The organism is Neisseria sp. HMSC070H10 (assembly GCF_001837635.1).
Taxonomy (GTDB): domain Bacteria; phylum Pseudomonadota; class Gammaproteobacteria; order Burkholderiales; family Neisseriaceae; genus Neisseria; species Neisseria subflava_A.
On sequence record NZ_KV833348.1, the window covers coordinates 48,432 to 68,496 of the forward strand.

Consider the following 20,065-nt stretch of genomic DNA (forward strand, 5'->3'; position numbering starts at 1 on the left):
AGGGTCCTTGGGGCGGAGAGGCCGTCTGAAAGAAGTAAAGCAAAAATTCTGCGAGATAATGCAGGTTTGCACGGCACTTCAGAAACAGGTCAGCCGCAGTATATTTATGCCTACTGCGGCTGTAGTTAAAAAATGGCGGTTTACCTGATTGCGGGAACGGACGGCCAAACGCCGAAAACACTGGCATTCCCTAATCGCGTAAGCAGACAAGGCTATTTTTTCGCACCGCCGAAGGCTACGTCGTCGCCTTTGTTGTTGTCAGTTCCGCGAGTGGCATAGCCTGCCATGGCTGCCGCGCCATTGCCGTAGAATTGTCCGATAATGCCTTCGTTATTTCGTCCCTTAATACTGTTGAATGTACCTTTTGAATTGATAATTTCAACACCGTTAAAGTTCAAATCCCTATCACCTGCGCGTTTTAGTGCTCCGCTCATAGAACCTTTGTCGCTCGTGCCGAATGTGGCTTTGATTTCACCAGTATAGAAATCGTTTTTGCCCGGCGTGTGCTTGTTGATGCCGACAACATTATAGGTGGCGGTAGCTAAGCCCGTAGTGTTTTTAGTCGGATTCTCACCCACAAACCAAACCGTGCGGTTGCCGTCGTTCATATTTAAATCAGTGCTGTTGGTAATCTGATTGCTGTTGCCTTTGCGCGGCGCCCATTCGCCGAAGAAGACGTTGGTTGCCGCAGTCGGCACTTTGGCAAAGGTCATGCCGCCGAATTTCGGTGCCTTTTTCAACAAACCTGCTTCAGACAATTCCGCCATTTGGCGCACGCTGAACACTTCGGTGTTGTTGGCGCGTTTTTCATACCACACTTGGCCGAGTTTTTCCGAGCTGAACCAGCCCAATACGGGATTTACGTCGCTGGGCGTGAGGTATCTTGGATTGGCCGCACCGTTTACATTGACGTTCTGATTGCCGCCGTTGATGGGGGTTCTGCCGTATTTGTCGCGGATGCGTCTAGCTGGGCCGTTTTCCAAATTGACGGAGAAGGAATAGTTGCCGTCGGCGGCATTGCTGATGGCGATACCCGCACGTCCTGCACCGAAGGGGATAAGGCTGGAAGAGCCGACTTTGATTGCTTTGGTATTACTTGAATCACCTTGCACTTCAACCGCATAAGCAGAGCCGAAAGCGGCGGTCAGAAGGATGGCGAGGGTTAATTGTGATGCTTTCATAATTTTTCCTTTTAAAGAAAAGATATGATGGATACCGCTGTTTTGTCTTCAGCGGCAAAATGTATCGGCTGTTGCCGACAGGGTGCATATTAGTACGAATGCGAATAATAATCTAATTAAAACTCATTATTAAATATTGATTGTAGATTGCATTTGCCAATATTTTATTTTTAATATCATCGCATTATCATTCAATAAATACAAATATCATAGTAACGGTAACAGGCTGTAGCCGGCGGGCGGATTACTGCCCGTCGGCTGCAATATGATGCGGTCAAGCCCTAAAACCTGCCCTTGATGCCGAAGGTAATTGTCCTGCCCGGGCCGGGGACAGGGGTGCTGGACATCGGGTCTAAGTAATAACGGTTGGCAAGGTTAGTAACGCCGAAATTCAAGTCTATATGTTTCCCTATGCGGTAACGGGCATAGGCATCAAGCAGGGTGGCGGCGTGCCAGCTATAAGGCTTGCCGCTGCTGTCGTACACGTCGCCCACGCCCAAAGCCATCATGCGGGTGTAGTTTTTCCGATCCGCCTTGCTGTGATGGATGGCGCGCATGCCCAGTTCCAGTTTTTCATTAAAGAAGCGTGTACCGACATCGAGGGTAAGCGAATATTTCGGCTGCAAGGACTGGAAGAAGCGGCTGAGGCCGAAGCCGCCTTCAAGGCATTCGGGCACGCGTTGGTAGTAATAGTCGAATTTGAAGGCAGTACCCTTGTCGCACACCATATGTTTCAAGCGGTAAGTGCCACCGAGAGAGGCGAAGAAGCGGCCGTTGTCGAGACGGCTTTGCAGTTCTATTCCTTTGCTGATGGCTCTGTCGTATTGAATCATCCTTCCGTCCGAACTGGCGGTATCGATTTGGTTTTTGATTTTGTTGCTGTAATAAGTGAGGCGGATGTCGCCCTGGCGCAGCTTGGTGAAATGGGGGGCGAAATTGAAGTTGTAGCCGACTTCCCAGTTGGTACTGCGTTCCGGTTTGAGTGCATGTTCTGCTATATTGAAGTTGTCGAATAATCCGCCGCCGCCGGTGGCCGCACTCAACTCGTAGAGGCTGGGAAAACGGTTCATACGGGCATAGCGGGCGAAGATGCGGTGGTTGTCGGTAAGGTCGTAGCTGACCGACAACATGGGTGACCAGGAATGCGCGCGCTGTTCCTGCGGTATGCGCCAGCGTTCCGCGTCGCCGATTTGATGCCTAACCCAAGCAGTTTCATTATATTTTTCGGCATCCCACGTCAATACCTGATCATTATCATGTTCCGGCCTGCGGTATCTTAGGTTATCTAAATTCGAATAGCTGCGCTCCAATGTACCGCCGTTATGTTTAATATGATCCCCGGGGATATAGCGGTCGTAGCTTCCGCCTTTGCCCTGCGGGTTGTTTACCTTTTCACGGTACATTTCCGGCGTAACCTGTACTTTGCTTGCGTCGAAATTGCCGGAAACGACGGGAACAATCTGCTTGCGGCGCAGGACGTAGAGTACGTCTCTATCCTTATCGGCTTGGTGGCTATAGGCATAGCTGCCGTCGGCCCTGCCGTAGATGCGGGTTTTCCCAGAGGAGGAATCGCCGGGGGCGTAATCGTAGCCGTTTTTTTCTTTAAAGCGGCGGTTGAGGCGTTGATATTCCAGGTCTGCATTATATGTATTATTATCTCTATCAAAAATCTGCTCCATCCGCCGCTGGCTGGCAATATCTTCTTCGTCCGCCAATTCGTAATACGGCAGCATCAGGCCGGTAACATAACTTTCCAAGCCCAATCCGTACTGATACCAAGGGTTGCGTGCGGCACGCTGCCGCGCTAGTTCGATATTGCGCCCTTTGAAGTTTTGATAGCGCACGCCCGCCTGTATGTTCAGGCGGGAAGTCGGTTTCCAGTCGAACACCAGGTTCGCGCCCCATTCGCGCTTTTTCGCCGTCTGCGGGCCGGCCAAGCCCGCCATGCGGGTCATGATGCCGTAGAGGTTCATGATGTCGTCGCTGTCGGCGGTTTGCGTGCGCTCTTCCAGCGTTTCGCGCTGGTAGTCGGCGGCAAGGGTGAGGCTGAGTTTGTCGGAAAGGCGGAAGCGGTTGCTGAGGTTGAAGCCGTCGCGAACAACCTTGGTGCGCTGCTGGTTGCCGTGGACTATGGTGTAGTCGGGATGTTCTATACCGTAGCGTTCCTGATTGAGCTGTTGTTTGAGCTGCGCGAGGGTGGCTGGATCGCCTGTGAGATTGTTGGGAACGTCAGTGTAGATTTGATCATCGCCGGGATTGATTCGGTAGTAGCCGCCTGAATGGCCTATCCAGCGTTCGGCAATTTCGCGGTATTGTTCTTCATGTTCGGCCAGTTTTTGGGCAATCTGGCTTGGGTTGTTGTTCAGCAAGGGCAGGATTTCATCATGGTTACGCGCACTGCCGTATGGGGTTTCGCTCATGGCTTGTTCGCAGGTGCGGTTTGAAAACATCCTGGGGGAAGGCTTGCCGCGTATCCTGCACCAATACCAAATATCGTAGTCGTAATCGGGGACGGTAACACCGAGCGCGGGGCCTCCGCTTTGATAGCGGTCGCTATTGGTCTTTACCCGCCACATATCGGTTTGGAGGTCGATCCATTTATTGTTTTGCGGTTTCCATTCGTAGCCGAGCTTATAGGTTTTACTGTCGATTTTCGTGCCTATGCCCGGTGATTGTTGGACTGGCTCTTTATTTGAAGACAGTTCGCGCCAACTGAGTATCCATCCTGTTACAAACGGATTGATTTCGCCAAAGCCGATTTTGTTGTCCATATATTGCAGGCTGATTTTTTGGTTACCCGGCAGATACCAGTTGTTTTTCAGCAGCAGGGTTTTGGTGTCGGTGTAGCTGTTCATAATCTCTTCGCCCGGGCGGAATAGCATGGCCATATTGGGTATCAGGCTTTCAGCAGGCCTGCAAAGCAGGTCTTTTTCGCCCTGTGTTTTACCTGCATTGCGTTCATAACAGGATTCTGCCGCATAGGGTGGATTGTTGATATATTGCTGCCAACCGCGTTTGCCTGCGTAGTAGTTGCCTTTTTTGCGGTGGCTGTATGCGGCAAGGCCGTCTGTAATATCGGTTTTGAAGGCGGCGGACAACATCAGCTGCCTGTCGTCTTTGAAGTTGGTGTGGCTTTTGCCGCCCGAGTATTTGGTGTCGGCTATACCGGGATCGAGACGCAGGGAAGTGGGGGAAGGTTTGCCGCTGAGGATGGAGTTGGCATCAGAACTGCCGCCCGTGCCGTCCGCCGTCGCGCCTATGGGCGAGAGGGTGCGGTAGTCGCGGCCTAAGAATTGGCGCAAGTCGTTTTTCTGCGCTACGGTGTTGCCGGAAAACTCGGTTTTGACTTCGATTCCCCAGTTTTTGCCTTCGGGGATGATGTCGGCAGGTTCGATGGTACGGATCGACATCGCGCCGCCGACACCCGATTTCACGCCGCGCGTCATGGCGGGGCTTTTTTCCACGGCTATGCTGCGGAACAGGGCGGGGTCGAGGTAGTTGCGGTCGCCCACGCCGTAGTTGTTGAGCCAGACATCAACCGTTTGCTCCGTGCCGTCCAGCGTTACGGGGATGCGGCCTTTGCCGGTGATGCCGCGTATATTGGGCGTAATCGCGCCACCGGCGGTGCGGGTATTCATGTTGTACACGCCGTTTAAGCCTTTGAGTACGTCGCCGGCGGATTGGACACGGTAGCGTTCGAGGTATTCTTTGCCGACATAGGCGTTGGAGACGTTTTTGTAATACACATCGTCCGCGCCTTTTTGGTCGTTGGTACGTTTGCCACTGACAACAACGGTATCCAATTCTTGGTATTGTTCGGGTTGAGCTGAGGTTTCGATGACATTAGCAACGGTTAATGTACTGAATGCGCTGGCAAGGCTGAGAATGATTATTTTGGGTTTGGGAGTAAAAGCAGACATAGTTTCTCTTTGTTAAGAATTTAATATAAGAGGTTAAAATACTCTTTTATATAAAAAATATAAAATTTTTAAATATTATTAATATTTATATAATAATTGATTATTCTTATCATTATTGAAATAATCTAATAAATAGTCTTTTTCATCATAATTTTATTTGGATCATATTCAGATAAATAGAGATATGAAAAGGCCGTCTGAAAACTTTCAGACGGCCTTTTGTTTCATTTGCTTTGAGAATCAATCAAGCAAGATTATTTTTCAGCTTCTTCAAAGCCGACGACTTCGAGGCCGAAGCCGGTGAGGCCGGTGAAGGATGAAGGCTGGCCGAGGACGCGCAGTTTTTTGACGTTGAGGCCGGCGAGGATTTGTGCTCCTATGCCATAGCTTTTGCTGTCCCATTTGTAGGCTTGGTTTGCGCCTTTGGGCAGGGTGCGGTCGAGCAGGGTGGCGCCGTCTTCGGTACGGTGCAGGAGGATGACTACGCCGCTTTCGGCTTGTTGGATGCGCTCAAGGGCTTTGGGCAGCGACCATGAGTGGCGCGGGTTGGCTTGGATGAAGTCCATGACGCTGAAGGGCTCGTGGACGCGGACGAGGGTTTCTTCTTCGGCGGAGGGTGTGCCTTTGACAAGGGCGAGGTGGGTTTCGCCGGAGAGTTTGTCGACGTAAACGTGTTGTTGGAACTCGCCCCACGGGGTTTGTACGGGTGCATTGCCCATGTCTTCGAGCAGGCTTTCGGTACGGCTGCGGTATTCGATGAGGTCGGTAATGGTGCCGATTTTGAGATTGTGTTCTTCGGCAAATTTCATCAGTTCGGGCATGCGTGCCATGGTACCGTCGTCGTTGATGATTTCGCAGATGACGGCGGCGGGAATCAGGCCGTTCATTTGTGCCAGATCGACGCCGGCTTCTGTGTGTCCGGCGCGGACGAGTACGCCGCCTTTTTGGGCGCGCAGTGGGAAGATGTGGCCGGGTTGGACGATGTCTTCGGGTTTGGCGGATGGGGAAACGGCGGTTTGAATGGTCAGGGCGCGGTCGGCGGCGGAAATGCCGGTGGTGATGCCGTGTGCGGCTTCGATGGAGACGGTAAAGTTGGTGCCGTATTGTGCGCCGTTTTTCTGGGTCATCATGGGCAGGCCGAGTTTTTCGACCATTTCGCCGTCCATCGGCAGGCAGACTAGGCCGCGTGCGTTTTTGATCATGAAGTTGATGGCTTCGGGGGTAACGAATTGGGCGGCCATCAGCAAGTCGCCTTCGTTTTCGCGGTCTTCGGCATCGGTGATGATGACCATTTTGCCGGCTTTGATGTCTGCTAGGATTTCGGGGATGGTGGAGATGTGGGACATGGTATTTCTTTCTTGGCTGATGGTGGGGGCGTGGCGGTCTTGGTGGTCTTGATCCAGCCACATGTCAGGCATATTGGCTGCCTGCTCGATTTTTCGGGCTTTTTTCTCGCCGAAAGATTTGTTTTTCAGCAGGGCGGACAGCTCGCCTTGGTTGATGGCGATGGCTTGTGCAAACTTGGTTTGCTGGCCGTTGTGGTGTTGTGTTATCCATTGCCGCAGGTTGTGGCGGCGCAGGTCGGTGGTATTCATGATGAGATGAAATTGAATTGTGTGTAATGGATTGTAGTCTTGTCTTTACCAAAAGGCAAACTTTGTTTGTTGAGATTTTTTATTACTTTTTGGTAATGAAATTTATTGTTTCAGACGGCCTGGGTATGGCTTGAAATTGACGGTTTTGGGAGAATATGGGGAATGTTTTGATGATTATTTTAATGGGGGATATTTGAAATGAAAATGCTTGGGCGCGGATTGGTCGTGCTGGTGTTGTGTGCGCTGACGGCTGCAGGCGGCTGGTTTTATGCCCTGCATGGTCAGAACGAAGAACATCAGGTTTTGTCCCGTGAGGGGGTTTTGATGCAGATTAAGCAGATGAACCGCTTGGAAAGTACGGCATTTTATATCGATACGATTATCCGTACGGAGAAAAAAGGGGATTGGCGCAGGCTGTGGCAGGATTCGCAAAGCGGTATTTTTATTGTGCGAGGCAAGGTGTTGGCCGGTTTGGATTTGGATAAGTTAGGCGCAGACAATGTCAATATTGTGGACGACAAGGTATTGATCAGTCTGCCGGCGGTGGAAATTTTGAGCGTGGATTTGGAAAATATCGAAGTGTACGATATTCAGACCGGCTCGTTTAATTTGCTGCCTATGGATAAGTCTGTATTTAAGACGGTGCAGGAAGAGGCGAGACGGCAGGTATTGCAAAGCGCGTGCAAGGCTGAGATTTTGGAACATGCCAACCGTCAGGCGCAAACGCAATTGGAAAACTTATTTGCATTGACGCAGACGAAGGTGTCCGTCTATCCGGCTGCGGTAGGGAAGTGCGGTTAAATAGATTGCTTGAAAAGATGAGGCCGTCTGAAAAATTTTCAGACGGCCTTTGTTTCATCAAGCCATTAACCGCGTCGTAAAACAGCGGTATTGATGTATTTTTGAATACCGGTGGCAATGGCTTGGGCGCATTGTTGGCGGAAGGATTCGCTGCCGAGCAGCCGCTCTTCGGTAGGGTTGGAAAGGAAGGCAGTTTCCACCAAAATGGACGGAACATCCGGCGCGCGGAGGACAGCGAAGTTGGCTTCGTCAACGCGGCCTTTGTGTAATTGGTTGAGTTTGCCCAATTCGGTCAAGACGGAATGGCCGAGCTTGCGGCTGTCGCGCAGGGTTGCGGTTTGGGTCATGTCCAAAATCGTGTTGTCGACGTTGCGGTTGCCGCTGGATTGTACGCCGCCGATGGCGTCGGCGTTGTTTTGGGTTTGGGCAAGGAATTTTGCCGCCGAGCTGGTCGCGCCTTTGGTATTGAGCATATATACGCCGGTACCGCGAGCGGACGGGCTGGTAAAGGCATCGGCGTGGATGGATACGAATACGTCGGCATTGCGCGCACGGCCTTTGGCAACGCGTACGCCCAATGGGATAAAGATGTCTTCGTTGCGCGTCATAAATACGTTGTAACCCAAGGCTTCGAGGCGTTTTTTGGTTTCGCGGGCAATGGAGAGTACGACGTTTTTTTCTTTGAGGCCGCTCGGGCCGATTGCGCCGGGGTCTTCGCCGCCATGACCGGGGTCGATCATAATCACGGGACGGCGGTTGCCGCCGCTGCCGCGATTGTTTTTAGGGGCAGGGGTGTCGTATGCGATATTGGTATTTTGATGTTGCTTGGGAACATTGCCGTTGAGCAAGGCCATCATCGGGTCGTTGGCATCTGCGCCGTGCGGATAAAGGTCGATAACCAAGCGGTTTCTGAAGTTGCCGACGGGGGCGAGTGCAAAGACTTGCGGATGGGTGCTTTGTTTGAGGTCGATGACGATACGCACGGTATTGGGCGTATTTTGACCGGCACGAATGCTGCGGATAAAAGGGTCGTTAGACAGCACTTTGCTGGAAATGCCTTGCAGGACGCTGTTGATTTCCGCACCTTGAATATCCACGACCAACCGGCTGGGGTTGTCCAACATAAAATGTTGGTATTTCATCGAGTGGTTGCTCTCAAGGGTAACGCGTGTGTAGGCGTTTGCCGGCCAAATGCGGACGGCAAGGAATTGCGCAGGAGAGGCCGGTTTGGCCAATGCGGCACCAACGGGCGTGAGGGTGAGAAATAGTCCTGTGCCTTGACGGAGAATGTGTCTTCTAGTTAATTTGACCATGATTCTAAACTTTTTCGGCCTTGGTTTGTGTGGGCGGAAAAGGTGCAGGTTCTGCCCTTATCGGTGTACGTCAATGTAATGGTAATGTCTGCCAGAGGCGTGAATTCCCCGCCTTGCTGCGGCCATTCGATGAGGCAGACGCTGTCGGGCGCAAACAATTCGTCCAAACCGGCATCTTCCCATTCCTCGGGCATGGTAAAGCGGTAGAGGTCGAAATGGTGGAGGGTGAATGTATTCAGCGGATAAGATTCGACAATGGTGTAAGTCGGGCTTTTGACTGCGCCCGTATGTCCCAGTCCGCGCAAAATCCCGCGTGTCAGCGTGGTTTTGCCTGCACCCAGTCCGCCTTCAAGGTAGATGGTCAGCGGAGCGGAAAGTTGCTTGCTCCATTCTTCACCTAGTTTCAGGGTTGCTTCTTCATCGGGCAGAAAACGGGTGTACAGTCCGTTTGAGTGCATGGAATAGGCCTTGTCGTTCAAAAGGCTTAATTATGATGGAATTGGCGGCGTTTGCAAACCTGATAGACGATAAAGTTAGATAAAGATAGTGTTGAGGCCGTCTGAAAACGGAATTCAGACGGCCTTTAATGTTAAAATGAAAATATCCCTCACAAAATTGCGAGACAGCTTATGCCTTTATCCATAGACGAACAATTATTGCCGCACCGCAATGCCATCGACAGCATCGATGCGGAAATCCTCCGTTTGCTCAATGAACGCGCCGGTCATGCGCATGCTATCGGCGAATTGAAAGGGACAGGCGCGGTGTACCGTCCTGAACGGGAAGTAGCCGTTTTGCGCCGGATTCAGGATTTGAACCGCGGCCCTTTGCCTGATGAATCGGTTACTCGGCTGTTTCGCGAGATTATGAGCGAATGTTTGGCGGTAGAGCGTCCGCTGACGATTGCCTATTTGGGCCCGAAGGGGACATTTACCCAGCAAGCCGCCATCAAACATTTCGGCCACGCCGCACACACTATGGCGTGTACCACCATCGACAACTGCTTCAAACAAGTTGAAACGCGCCAAGCCGATTATTTGGTGGCACCGGTCGAAAATTCGACTGAAGGCTCGGTGGGGCGCACTTTGGACTTGCTGGCCGTAACTGCGTTGAAAGCCTGCGGTGAAGTGGTTGTCCGCATTCATCACAATCTGCTGCGTAAAGACAGCCACGAAATTGGCGGCATTACCAAAGTTTTCGCTCATGCCCAAGCCTTGGCGCAATGTAACGACTGGCTCGGCCGCAACCTGCCCAATGCGGAACGTATCGCAGTAGCCAGCAATGCAGAAGCAGCGCGTCTGGTTGCCGAATCTGACAGCCCGAATGTGGCCGCCATTGCCGGACGTATTGCCGCGGAAATTTATCAGTTGAGCTTTGCCGCCGAGTGTATCGAAGACGAAGCGAACAACACCACGCGCTTCTTGGTGATGGGCCATCAAGAAACCGGCCGCAGCGGCAACGACAAAACCTCTTTGGTCGTATCCGCGCCCAACCGTGCCGGTGCCGTTACTTCGTTGTTGCAACCTTTCACCGAGTTGGGCATTTCCATGACCAAATTTGAAAGCCGCCCAAGCAAATCGGTTTTGTGGGAATATCTGTTCTTCATCGACATCGAAGGCCATCAAAGCGATGAAAATGTCCAAAAAGCCTTGCAGCTTCTGGGCGAACGCGCTTCCTTCGTGAAAGTTGTCGGCTCTTATCCGACCGTTGTTTTGTAAGGGCTATTGGGCATCAAAGGCCGTCTGAAAAGTTTTCAGACGGCCTAAATTATGTTCTCAATAGTTGCCATTTATGCAACATTATTGGCAGATTGATGTCAGTAAGTTTGCATGATTGGAAATGAACCCTCTATAATCCGAACGTTTTTAATATTTTCATGCAAAGAAAGGAGCAAGCCATGACATGCAATACTTCAATCCGCTCAATCACATTCTTTGCAGCCCAAGCGTCGGTCTGACTTTCGGATAACGCTTTTCGCATTCCATGTCGCCCGCTTCGGGCTGCTTTCCCTACGATTATCGGCTAGAAACCAGGCCGTCTGAACATTTCGCAGACGGTGGATACCTATTGTCATCTGTTGACGGTTTCTATCCGTTTTAAAGAAAGCATAAACACATGGGCAATTATCCCCATCATATTCAAATTATTGCCGATTCAAATACATGGATTGAAGGCAACGCTGTCGCTCAGCTCGAAACCACCGCCCGATTACCGCATATGTTGCGTGTTGCCGGAATGCCGGATTTACACGCAGGGCGCGGTTATCCGGTTGGCGCGGCATTTTTCAGCGACCGTCATTTTTATCCTGCCCTGATCGGAAACGACATCGGTTGCGGCATGGCGTTTTGGCAGACCAATTTACGCGCAGCCAAACTCAAACCGGCCAAACTCGCCAAACAGCTCGGCAACATCGATACGCCATTGGATAAAGACGAACAGGTCGATTTATTAGGCTACGCTGTCGATATGCGCCAATTTTCAGACGGCCTTGCCGTCGGTACGATTGGCGGTGGTAACCATTTTGCCGAGTTGCAAACCGTTGATACCGTTTATCGCGCCGATCTGCTCCCGATAGATTTTGATGAAAACCATCTGCAACTGTTGGTACATAGCGGTTCGCGCGGATTGGGCCAGCAGATTTTGCAACGTCATATTGCCGCCTTCGGGCATCAAGGTTTGGCGGAAGAGGGCGAAGCGGCGGCAGCCTATCTTGCCGAACACCAAGCAGCCCTTGAATTTGCCAGCCTTAACCGTCGTTTGATTGCGGCCAGAATGCTCGACCGTTGGCGCACAGAAGGAATATGCCTGCTTGATGTCCACCATAATTTTTTGGAGCAAACCGAGATTGACGGCACAATCGGTTGGCTGCACCGAAAAGGCGCAACGCCCACCAATAAAGGCTTGGTCATGATACCCGGCTCGCGCGGCGATTACAGCTATCTGGTCCGACCTGCCGAAGATTGCCAAATTTCGTTGAATACCTTGGCTCACGGCGCAGGTCGGAAGTGGCAGCGCGACGAATGCAAAGGCAGGCTGTCGCACAAATACACTGCCGACAGCCTGCGCCAGACCGAATTTGGCAGCGTAGTCGTTTGTCAGGATAAGGCCTTGATTTTTGAAGAAGCGCCGCAGGCTTATAAAAGCATCGACAGCGTTATTGCTGCTATGAAAAATGCAGGTTTGATTGAATTGGTCGCGCGGTTTAAACCTGTTTTGACTTATAAAACCGGCGGCGAGTGTGGAGCGTAAAGATGAAACAGAATACACCAGTGATTTATCTGCAAATTTCCACCGCGCAAGGGCCGGCAGAGTGCCGTATATTTGCCCGTTTCGTCTTGGGCAAGCTGTTTGCCGAAGCCCAAGTAAAAGGCATTGATGCCGAACTTGTTACCGAAACCGCCGATAAGCACGGCATTTTGTCGGCGACGCTCAAATTGGCAGGGCAGAAAGCCGAAAGTTTGGCGCAAACTTGGCAGGGGACGCTTCAATGGATATGCCCCAGCCCTGTCCGCCCGAAACATCCGCGTAAAAATTGGTATATAGGCGTTTTCCGCTTGCCCGATATGCCGCAGATGTATGAAATGCCGTCTGAAAACGGAATCGAGTTTCAAACCTGCCGTTCAGGCGGTAAAGGCGGGCAACACGTCAATAAAACCGAGAGTGCCGTCCGCGCTACCCATAAAGAAAGCGGCATTTCCGTGCGGGTCGAGAGCGAACGCAGCCAGCATGCCAATAAAAAATTGGCGGTAATGTTATTGGCGCAAAAACTGACGGAGCATCATGCCGGACAGGCAGGAAATTTTGCGCAGAAGCAGCACGCGCAACTCTATCAAGTTGAGCGCGGCAATCCGAAAAGAACGTTTGTCGGTACTGCTTTTAAGGAGAAGTAATTTGCCTGCCGGATAAGGAGGTATTTAAAACATAAATAAAAGGCCGTCTGAAAACTTTCAGACGGCCTTTTATCATTTTATCGATTAGCGTTCGCTTAACGCTTGTTTCATACGCGTAATTGGTTTGATCAGGTATTGGAAGATGGTTTTTTCACCGGTTTTGATGTCCACCGTTGCCACCATGCCCGGAATAATCGGCATAGGTTTGCCGTTTTTGTCTTTCAGGGAGTTGTTTTCGGTTTGGACGAGAACACGGTAATAGACTTGGTTCGGGTCGAGTTTCAGGTCGTTGGCACGGTTTTGCATGGAGTTGCTGACGGTATCTGCACCAACGAGGGTAACTTTGCCTTCCAAACCGCCGTAGATGGAGTAGTCGTATGCGCTGACTTTAACCAATGCAGGTTGGCCTGCGCGGATAAAGGCGATGTCTTGCGGACGGATATAGGCTTCGACCAGCAGTTTGTCGTCAACCGGGACGATTTGCATAATGTCTTCGCCTGCGTTCACAACGCCGCCGATGGTGGTAACTTTTATGCCTTTGACGATGCCGCGCATAGGTGCGCGGATTTGCGAGCGTTCAACCGGATCGGCACGCATGGCAACGTTTTCTTTGGATTGCGCCAGCTCGGATTCGGCTTGCAAAAGTTCGTTGTTGGCATCGGCTTTGTAGCGGTTGCGGCGCTCGGAAATTTGGGTGGCCAAGTCGGCAGACTCACGGCGCATTCTTAAGAGTTCGACTTCGGAAACGTAACCTTCGGAAACGAGAGGAGCAGTAATGGCAATCTCTCGATCAAGTGCAGCTTTACTTTGAGACAGGCCGTTGATGGCATCTACCATGACTTGGCGGCGTGCTTTGTAGGCGGCAATTTCGCGACGGCGCAGCTCAGGACCCACGCTGTCAGGGAAGGAGAGCTTGGTGCCGTAGGCTTCGGCTTTAAGACGGGCAATAGTGGCTTCGAGGTTTTCGACTTTGGCTTCGCTTTCTCGTAAAACGGCGGAGCTGCGCGTGTCGTCGAGTTTCATCAGAATCTGATCTTTCTCGACCATGTCGCCTTCTTTAACCATGATTTCGGTTACGATGCCGGGATCCAGGCTTTGGATTACTTGCTCACGGCTGCTGGGAATGATATTGCCGTTGCCGCGGGTCACTTCTTCGACAGGGCTGTTGTATGCCCAGATGACGAAGACAACCAAGAAAAGGAAGAATAGGATGATGACCCAAAATTGACCGCTGTGTTTTTCTTTTTGAAGGGCGGCATTGAGGTCGTTGATGAGGTGTAGGTCTTTGGATTTGACGTTGTTTTCGCGGCTCATAATCGTGTATCTTTATTGTGTTTGGTGGATTTTAACCATTAGGGCAGGCCGTCTGAAAGGGTAAGTAGGTTTCAGACGGCCTTTTGCTTTATTGTGCTGCCGATTGAGGGGCGGCGGCAGCTTGTTGCTGTTGTTGTTTGACTGCGGCAGCTTGTTGCTGTTGTTGTTTGACGTTGGCTGCTTTGGCCTGTTCGTTTTGCATGAGTTTTTGCAATACCAGGTCACGCGGGCCGTCCATCACGACTTTACCATTGTCTATCACAATGATGCGGTTGACGATTTGCAGCACTTGCGGACGGTGGGTCACCAAAAGCATGGTACGGTTGCGACCCCATTGGGCAATGGCATTGAGCGCCATGCGTTCAGTGGCTTGGTCCAGGCTGGTGGTCGGCTCGTCCAGCAAGACGACTTTCGGGTTACGCAAGGTCATACGCGCCAGGGCAATGATTTGTTTTTGACCGCCGGACAAGCCCAAGCCGTCTTCACCCAGAGGCATATCCAAACCACGCGGATGGTTGCGGATGATTTTATCGAGGCCGAAACGGTTGAGCGCAGTCAGTAAGTCTTGGTCGGTAGAGTAGCTGCCGGTACGCGCCAAATCCATGTTTTCACGCAATGTGCCGAGGAACAGGCGTGGCGATTGGCTCAACAGCAGGACTTGATCGCGCAGGAAGTTGGGGTCAAGCTGGCGCATATCGACGCCATCAAGGGTAACGTTGCCTTTTTCGGTATCGTACAGACCGCTGGCCAGTTTGAGCATGGTGCTTTTACCGCTGCCGATACGGCCCAAAATACCGACTTTTTCGCCCGGTTTGATGGTCAGGCGCAAATCTTCGACGGCGCTGTTGTTGTCGGCTTGATATTTGAACGATACGTTTTCAAAGGTAATACTGCCTTGAACATTGTCCAAAGTAATATATTTGCGTTCCGGATTGCGCTCGATAGGGCGGGTAACGATGTCGTTTACGCCTTTGAGGGCAAGTTTGGCTTGTTGGAAGCGGGTGGCCAAACCAGCGATTTGTGCCAATGGCGCCAAGGCGCGGCCGGACAGAATCACGGAGGCAATCAATGCACCCATGGTAATGCGTTCCGCATGGTTGTCAGCATGAATCAAATAGGTACCGACAACGACCAAGAAGACGGTATTAAGTTGCTGCATGGCAACGGCGAAGTTGACCATGAAGTTGCTGGTGTCTTTGACTTTGATGGAAGAAGCGGAAGTTTTGGCGGTGTATTCGTCCCAACGTTGTTGCGCCCAAGATGTGGCGTTGTTGGTTTTCAGGGTTTCGATGCCTTCGATGGCTTCAACGGCAAGGCCGGAGCGTTGCGAACCTTCTTTCATCGATTCGTTGATGTGGCGAGAGAGCGGGCGTTGTACGACAAAACCGACAATCACGACAATCGGAATGATGGTCAGGGGAACGAGTGCCAGTTTGCCGCCAACCATGGAAATCACGAAGATAAATAGCAACAGGAAAGGCAAGTCGACGATGGTCAACAAGCTGGCACTGGTCATGAACTCGCGCACGGCTTCAAATTCGCGCAGGTTGCTGGCGTATGAACCGGAAGAAGCTGGACGGTCTGCCAGACGCAATGCCATCACGCGGCGGAACAGGGCGGAGCTGATGATCAGGTCGGCTTTTTTGCCGGCAATATCGGTTAAGTGGCCGCGAATCATCTTGGCGGCAAACTCAAACAAAATCGCCAAGACCACGCCGATGCTCAATACCCACAAGGTTTCATAGGCTTGGTTGGGAATCACGCGGTCGTACACGTTCATCACATACAGGGAGCTGACGAGCGCAAGGAAGTTGATGATGATGGTGGCCAAGATGACTTGGTAGTAGTAGCTGCGGAAACGCCAAATGACTTTCCAAAACCATGCTTTGGGCAAATGGTATTCAGGCAGCTCCGAGCGCATATCGGTAGCCATTTTGGGTTTGATAAACCAGCAGTAGCCCAAATACAGACCGGAGAGCTGCTCGTGGCTGAGTTCCTGTTCCAAGCCGTCAACCTGGCGGATATGGTATTTGCGCTCTTGGCCGGAGCCTTCGATTTGGGTGATGACCGCTGCTTCTTCATTGTGCAGGATAATCATGACCGGAACGGCGAGCGAGGGGATGTCTTCCAAATTGCGTTTGGATAAGGTGTTTTCAAAGCCGTGGCTGCGCAGGACTTCGACCAGCGAGTGATAGTTGACCTTGAGCTTTTTGTCACGCACGACTTCGGCGGACAAAGCGGCTTCAGATACGGGCGCACCCAAAAGGCGGGTCACTAAAACGATGTGTTCAATGATGGCTTTCATATTTTTTCGCGTAATGTTTTTGGTTTAACCGGCGGATATGGCTTCATTTTTGTGCCAAACCGACCCAAGCGGAGATTTTGGCCTGAGTATTTAAATAGTCGAGTGCCGCATCGCGGAAATCGTTGCGGGCGGCAACGTAATCCTGTTCGATGGAGGATAACTCGCTGTATGCGCTCAAAACGTCGGTCAGCGTACGTCTTGCAACTTTAAATTGCATTTCATAGGCTTTGATAACATCTTTTTGAGCAAGAATATGTTGAGCTGTTAATGCGGTGCGCTGTTCGCTTTCCTGCATATCGATGGCCGACGTTTGAACGCGTTCGTTCATGTCGCGCAGGATTTGCTCGGACTTGGCTTCTGCGGCAATCAATGATTTGGCATTGCGCTCTACATTGTGTCGTGCAGCAATATCCAGCACATTCCATGCAACGTTTAAATAAAGTTGTCTGGTGTTGCGCGTTGCACTGCCTTCCAAATTGAGGGTAGGCAGGCGTTCGGCTTTGGACGCATCCAAATCGGCACGGACGCTGTCGCGTTCGGCCAATTGCGCCTGATAGGACGGATTATTGTTGCGGTTAGGGTTGTTGTAGCGTTCGCTGATGGATTTCGCCGTGTCGTTTTTAAACGGATCTTCCAAATCGTTGGCGGTCAGTTGGCGCGAGGTATAGCGGGACAGGCGGCTCAGCGCTAAATCCATGGTGCGGCGTTGTTGGGCGATAATGTTGGCTACTTGCAGCTGGCGTGCACGCGCTTCAATCAGTTCAAAGTGGCGGCCGGCATCCTGTTTGACGATTGTGGTCAGGGTTTTTATGAGGGCGTTATGGCGCGCCAAAGTCTGTTCGTTAAGGATCAGGGTTTCTTTTGCGCGCAATGCGCTCAGGTAGAGGCGGCCGATATCGCTGCCCAGCTGCTCTTGGCTTTCGGTGTATTTGTGTTGATAGTATTCTTCGCGGCTGCGGTCGCGGCGGACGGCGGCTTCAATCGCACCCCATGAGTAGATGTTTACGCTGCCGCGCACGCCGATACCGTCATCCATGTCGTTACTGTTGTATTTATTGTGTTGCGCCAGCACTTTCGTGCCGGTCAGGGTAACGACAGGATAATGGCGCGCACGCGTGGCTTTGGTCGTGCTTTGCGCTGCTTCTTGAGTGGCTTTTGCTTCACGCACAATCGGGTCGCTGATTAAAGCATCCCTGAGGATGTCTTGCAGGCTGTATGCAGAGGCCGTCTGAAACGGCATCAGACAGCAGGCGACGGCAACGGCCGATGACAATAAACGGAGCTTTGTGGGGGAAGAATAAATATGCGGCATGATTTCTAACCAAATGATTTATATATTATCGTTGTCCGTATCGGGTATCGCCTGAGGCATGACCGGGCGAATTTTGAACGAGAACACATACATTTACAAAGCATAAAGCATTTTTTCCAGCTTTTCACAATATTCTGATGAAAGGTCAAGATACATGCCTTAAAGTATATTATTGCAGAGCGCGACTATCGTTTCTAATGATTTTAATGTAAAAAATCTATTAAAAAGGCCGTCTGAAAGGATTTCAGACGGCCTTTTTCAACCTTAATCCTTACGTTGCAATACAGCGGCAAAGAAACCGTCGGTTTGGTGTTCTCCAGAGTTGAGGCGCAGGTATTTTCCGGTATCCAAATCAACCTTCAGGCTTTGCAGCAGTTCGGCGCAGTTGACGAGTTCAAACTCGGGATGTTCGGACAGGAAACGTTCGACTTGCAACTCGTTTTCTTCCGGCAACACGCTGCAGGTGGCGTAAACCAAACGGCCTTGCGGTTTCACCAGTTTGGAGGCGGCATCGAGGATACTGTGTTGCTGTTCCAAAAGGTTGGCCACGGTCTCGGCGGATTGGCGGTATTTGAGGTCGGGATTGCGGCGTAAAGTACCCAAACCGGAGCAGGGCGCGTCCACCAACACGCGGTCGGCTTTGCCTGCCAGTCGGGCGATACGGGTATCGTGTTCGCTGCTGATGCGTTCGGGGTGGATATTGGTCAGTCCGGCACGGGTCATGCGCGGTTTGAGGTTGGCAAGGCGTTTTTCGGCGATGTCGAATGCGTAGATTCTGCCTTTGTTGGCCATTTGCGCGCCGACAGCCAAAGTTTTACCGCCGGCACCGGCACAGAAATCGACAATGATTTCGCCGCGTTTTGCGCCCACCAATAAGGCAAGCAGCTGGCTGCCTTCGTCTTGGACTTCCAGTGTACCGTCTAAAAATAGCTCGTGTTTGTTAAGCGCGATTTTGTTTTTCAGGCGGATGCCCCAAGGCGAATAAGGCGTGGCTTCTGCATCGGCACTTTCGGCTTGCAACAATGGCAGCACTTTATCGCGTTTGCCTTTCAAGGTATTGACGCGGATGTCGAGCGGGGCAGGTTGGTTGATGCTGCGGCCGAAGGCGAGGATTTCTTCTTCGCTCCAATGCCGTTGCAGTTGTTCTACCAGCCATTGCGGCAATTCTGCGGCGGTATTCAGGCCGTCTGAAAACTCGGTTTTGCGGGCTTTCAAATTGCCGAGGAACTCTGTTTCTTCTTCATCAAGCAGGTCTTTGATTTGGCTGATGTTGGTGCTTCTGCCGAGAACCAGTGCGGCGAGTGCTGCTTTGCGCGGCTGCGCGTGCGGACGGCGCAGGGCGGTACTGATTTTTTGATAGTGGCGCAATGCGGCAAAGGCTGTTTCGGCGATTTCGTGGCGGTCTTGGCGGCCGAGCTTTTTGTGTTCGCGGAAATAGGCGGAGAGGACGGCATCGGAAGGCTGTTTGAAAGTCAGCATTTCAGCCAAAACTTTGGCGGTATGGTCGAGTTGTGCGGCGTTCATAATGTAATGGGTTCTCTTAAAGTTGGTAAAGGGTTTCAGACGGCCTTCATGATGCGTTCGATTTCGTGCCAAAAGCCGTCCGGCCGTAATTCCAAAACGGCAATCAAGCCTTGGTCGATACGGCGGATTTCGGTTTCGTTCAATGTTTCGGTTTCGGCGACACGAGCAGGCGCGAGATAGGCCATACGGTCGAGCAGGTGGTAGCGGACTTCTTGGTGTTCAAACCAGTATTCCGCCCAATCTTGAATATAGATGCCGCGCCAGCCGTATGAGTTAAGTGGCGGCTCAAAAGCATGGAAACCTTGTGGAAAAAATCCGATGCCGCGCACGATGGAAGCAGGAAGCGGATTTTCCGGCAGGCCTTGTGCGGTTAAGGCTGCTTTGCCTTGCAGTGTATGTAGCAGCTGGGATTGCTGCACCAATTTGGCGGCCTTGTCCGTCAGCGTGTCTTTAGGGTTGAGACCGTGCAGGTTTTGCACTTGGTCTCCGCCGTAGTATTTACACGCCAGCTCGATATGGTAGGGCTGTTGGTTGAGGGAAACGACAAAATCCGCGGCACCTAAAGTTTGGCCGTCTGAAAAAACGGGCAGGTTGTATGCGTGCAGTTTGGCGTGCGGCGCGTTGGCAAACCAAAACGTCAACAACTCTTCGGCATAAATGCCGAGACGGTGGCCGAATGGGGAACGTTGGGCAAGGTGATCCATCAGCGGCGCGGGATCGGCGTCCAATGCCAAAAGGTAGCGGAAACCGTGCTCCCCCAATAGTTCGCGCACGCTCAATTCGCAACCGCTTTGCCACAAAGGGGGCGCAGTCAGCAGCGAGGCGAGGTCGCGGACGGGTTGGCTGGTGAGTTTCCACCATAATGCGTCTAGGGCGTAATTCATGCTTATCCGAATATCAGTCATGCTGT

General features: G+C 51.7%; 14 protein-coding genes. 4 read left to right on the plus strand and 10 right to left on the minus strand.

Features of this window, described 5'->3' with window-relative positions; all coding sequences use genetic code 11:
* Positions 1-212: 212 nt before the first annotated feature.
* The 3 genes from HMPREF2606_RS00515 to ribBA all read right to left on the minus strand — a co-directional run bounded on the left by HMPREF2606_RS00515 (position 213) and on the right by ribBA (position 6,699).
* Entirely contained in the window at positions 213-1,181 is a 969-nt protein-coding gene (locus HMPREF2606_RS00515) for a Slam-dependent surface lipoprotein (RefSeq protein WP_070712300.1), read from the minus strand.
* 281 nt (positions 1,182-1,462) lie between these two features.
* Entirely contained in the window at positions 1,463-5,101 is a 3,639-nt protein-coding gene (locus tag HMPREF2606_RS00520) for a TonB-dependent receptor domain-containing protein (RefSeq protein ID WP_070712299.1), read from the minus strand.
* A 254-nt stretch (positions 5,102-5,355) separates the two neighbouring features.
* Complete coding sequence (gene ribBA / locus HMPREF2606_RS00525; RefSeq protein ID WP_193388907.1) at positions 5,356-6,699, minus strand: bifunctional 3,4-dihydroxy-2-butanone-4-phosphate synthase/GTP cyclohydrolase II; 1,344 nt, start codon at positions 6,697-6,699, stop codon at positions 5,356-5,358.
* 195 nt (positions 6,700-6,894) lie between these two features.
* On the opposite strand from ribBA, the gene HMPREF2606_RS00530 reads away from it, so the two are divergent.
* The gene (locus HMPREF2606_RS00530) at positions 6,895-7,497 is read left to right on the plus strand and encodes a DUF4230 domain-containing protein (RefSeq protein ID WP_049351216.1); all 603 of its coding nucleotides are present in this window, start codon (positions 6,895-6,897) and stop codon (positions 7,495-7,497) included.
* Positions 7,498-7,562: 65 nt separating this feature from the next.
* Here the strand turns inward: HMPREF2606_RS00530 and HMPREF2606_RS00535 are convergent, their stop codons facing one another.
* Positions 7,563-8,810, minus strand: coding sequence for an N-acetylmuramoyl-L-alanine amidase (locus tag HMPREF2606_RS00535; protein ID WP_070843121.1), 1,248 nt, complete (start codon positions 8,808-8,810; stop codon positions 7,563-7,565).
* Positions 8,798-9,268 (minus strand): tRNA (adenosine(37)-N6)-threonylcarbamoyltransferase complex ATPase subunit type 1 TsaE, encoded by a 471-nt coding sequence (gene tsaE / locus HMPREF2606_RS00540; RefSeq protein ID WP_070843122.1) that lies wholly within the window; start codon positions 9,266-9,268, stop codon positions 8,798-8,800. The genes HMPREF2606_RS00535 and tsaE overlap by 13 nt, the downstream gene beginning before the upstream one ends.
* 171 nt (positions 9,269-9,439) lie before the next feature.
* On the opposite strand from tsaE, the gene pheA reads away from it, so the two are divergent.
* The 3 genes from pheA to prfH all read left to right on the plus strand — a co-directional run bounded on the left by pheA (position 9,440) and on the right by prfH (position 12,700).
* Positions 9,440-10,528, plus strand: coding sequence for a prephenate dehydratase (pheA, locus tag HMPREF2606_RS00545; RefSeq protein ID WP_070843123.1), 1,089 nt, complete (start codon positions 9,440-9,442; stop codon positions 10,526-10,528).
* Positions 10,529-10,925: 397 nt separating this feature from the next.
* Complete coding sequence (locus tag HMPREF2606_RS00550; protein ID WP_070843124.1) at positions 10,926-12,059, plus strand: RNA ligase RtcB family protein; 1,134 nt, start codon at positions 10,926-10,928, stop codon at positions 12,057-12,059.
* Positions 12,060-12,061: 2 nt separating this feature from the next.
* Positions 12,062-12,700 carry a peptide chain release factor H gene (prfH, locus tag HMPREF2606_RS00555; protein WP_083315946.1) on the plus strand — a complete coding sequence of 213 codons (639 nt, stop codon included), beginning with the start codon at positions 12,062-12,064 and terminating at the stop codon, positions 12,698-12,700.
* Positions 12,701-12,784: 84 nt separating this feature from the next.
* Here the strand turns inward: prfH and HMPREF2606_RS00560 are convergent, their stop codons facing one another.
* The 5 genes from HMPREF2606_RS00560 to HMPREF2606_RS00580 all read right to left on the minus strand — a co-directional run bounded on the left by HMPREF2606_RS00560 (position 12,785) and on the right by HMPREF2606_RS00580 (position 20,060).
* Complete coding sequence (locus HMPREF2606_RS00560) at positions 12,785-14,014, minus strand: HlyD family type I secretion periplasmic adaptor subunit (protein ID WP_070712294.1); 1,230 nt, start codon at positions 14,012-14,014, stop codon at positions 12,785-12,787.
* Between the two features lie 88 nt (positions 14,015-14,102).
* On the minus strand, positions 14,103-16,319 hold the full coding sequence (locus HMPREF2606_RS00565) for a type I secretion system permease/ATPase (protein ID WP_070712293.1): 2,217 nt from the start codon (positions 16,317-16,319) through the stop codon (positions 14,103-14,105).
* A 43-nt stretch (positions 16,320-16,362) separates the two neighbouring features.
* Positions 16,363-17,559, minus strand: coding sequence for a TolC family protein (locus tag HMPREF2606_RS00570; protein WP_283122321.1), 1,197 nt, complete (start codon positions 17,557-17,559; stop codon positions 16,363-16,365).
* Positions 17,560-17,895: 336 nt separating this feature from the next.
* Entirely contained in the window at positions 17,896-19,155 is a 1,260-nt protein-coding gene (locus tag HMPREF2606_RS00575) for an RsmB/NOP family class I SAM-dependent RNA methyltransferase (protein ID WP_049335559.1), read from the minus strand.
* 35 nt (positions 19,156-19,190) lie between these two features.
* Positions 19,191-20,060, minus strand: a complete 870-nt coding sequence (locus HMPREF2606_RS00580) for a DUF1853 family protein (RefSeq protein WP_049335560.1) — start codon at positions 20,058-20,060, stop codon at positions 19,191-19,193.
* Between the last annotated feature and the right edge of the window lie 5 nt (positions 20,061-20,065).

Bases quoted from the DNA above. Each gene is read 5' to 3' on its own strand.
- HMPREF2606_RS00515 (WP_070712300.1), bottom strand. From the start codon at position 1,181: ATGAAAGCATCACAATTAACCCTCGCCATCCTTCTGACCGCCGCTTTC.
- HMPREF2606_RS00520 (WP_070712299.1), bottom strand. From the start codon at position 5,101: ATGTCTGCTTTTACTCCCAAACCCAAAATAATCATTCTCAGCCTTGCC.
- HMPREF2606_RS00530 (WP_049351216.1), top strand. From the start codon at position 6,895: ATGAAAATGCTTGGGCGCGGATTGGTCGTGCTGGTGTTGTGTGCGCTG.
- HMPREF2606_RS00535 (WP_070843121.1), bottom strand. From the start codon at position 8,810: ATGGTCAAATTAACTAGAAGACACATTCTCCGTCAAGGCACAGGACTA.
- tsaE (WP_070843122.1), bottom strand. From the start codon at position 9,268: ATGCACTCAAACGGACTGTACACCCGTTTTCTGCCCGATGAAGAAGCA.
- pheA (WP_070843123.1), top strand. From the start codon at position 9,440: ATGCCTTTATCCATAGACGAACAATTATTGCCGCACCGCAATGCCATC.
- HMPREF2606_RS00550 (WP_070843124.1), top strand. From the start codon at position 10,926: ATGGGCAATTATCCCCATCATATTCAAATTATTGCCGATTCAAATACA.
- prfH (WP_083315946.1), top strand. From the start codon at position 12,062: ATGAAACAGAATACACCAGTGATTTATCTGCAAATTTCCACCGCGCAA.
- HMPREF2606_RS00560 (WP_070712294.1), bottom strand. From the start codon at position 14,014: ATGAGCCGCGAAAACAACGTCAAATCCAAAGACCTACACCTCATCAAC.
- HMPREF2606_RS00565 (WP_070712293.1), bottom strand. From the start codon at position 16,319: ATGAAAGCCATCATTGAACACATCGTTTTAGTGACCCGCCTTTTGGGT.
- HMPREF2606_RS00570 (WP_283122321.1), bottom strand. From the start codon at position 17,559: ATGCCGTTTCAGACGGCCTCTGCATACAGCCTGCAAGACATCCTCAGG.
- HMPREF2606_RS00575 (WP_049335559.1), bottom strand. From the start codon at position 19,155: ATGAACGCCGCACAACTCGACCATACCGCCAAAGTTTTGGCTGAAATG.
- HMPREF2606_RS00580 (WP_049335560.1), bottom strand. From the start codon at position 20,060: ATGACTGATATTCGGATAAGCATGAATTACGCCCTAGACGCATTATGG.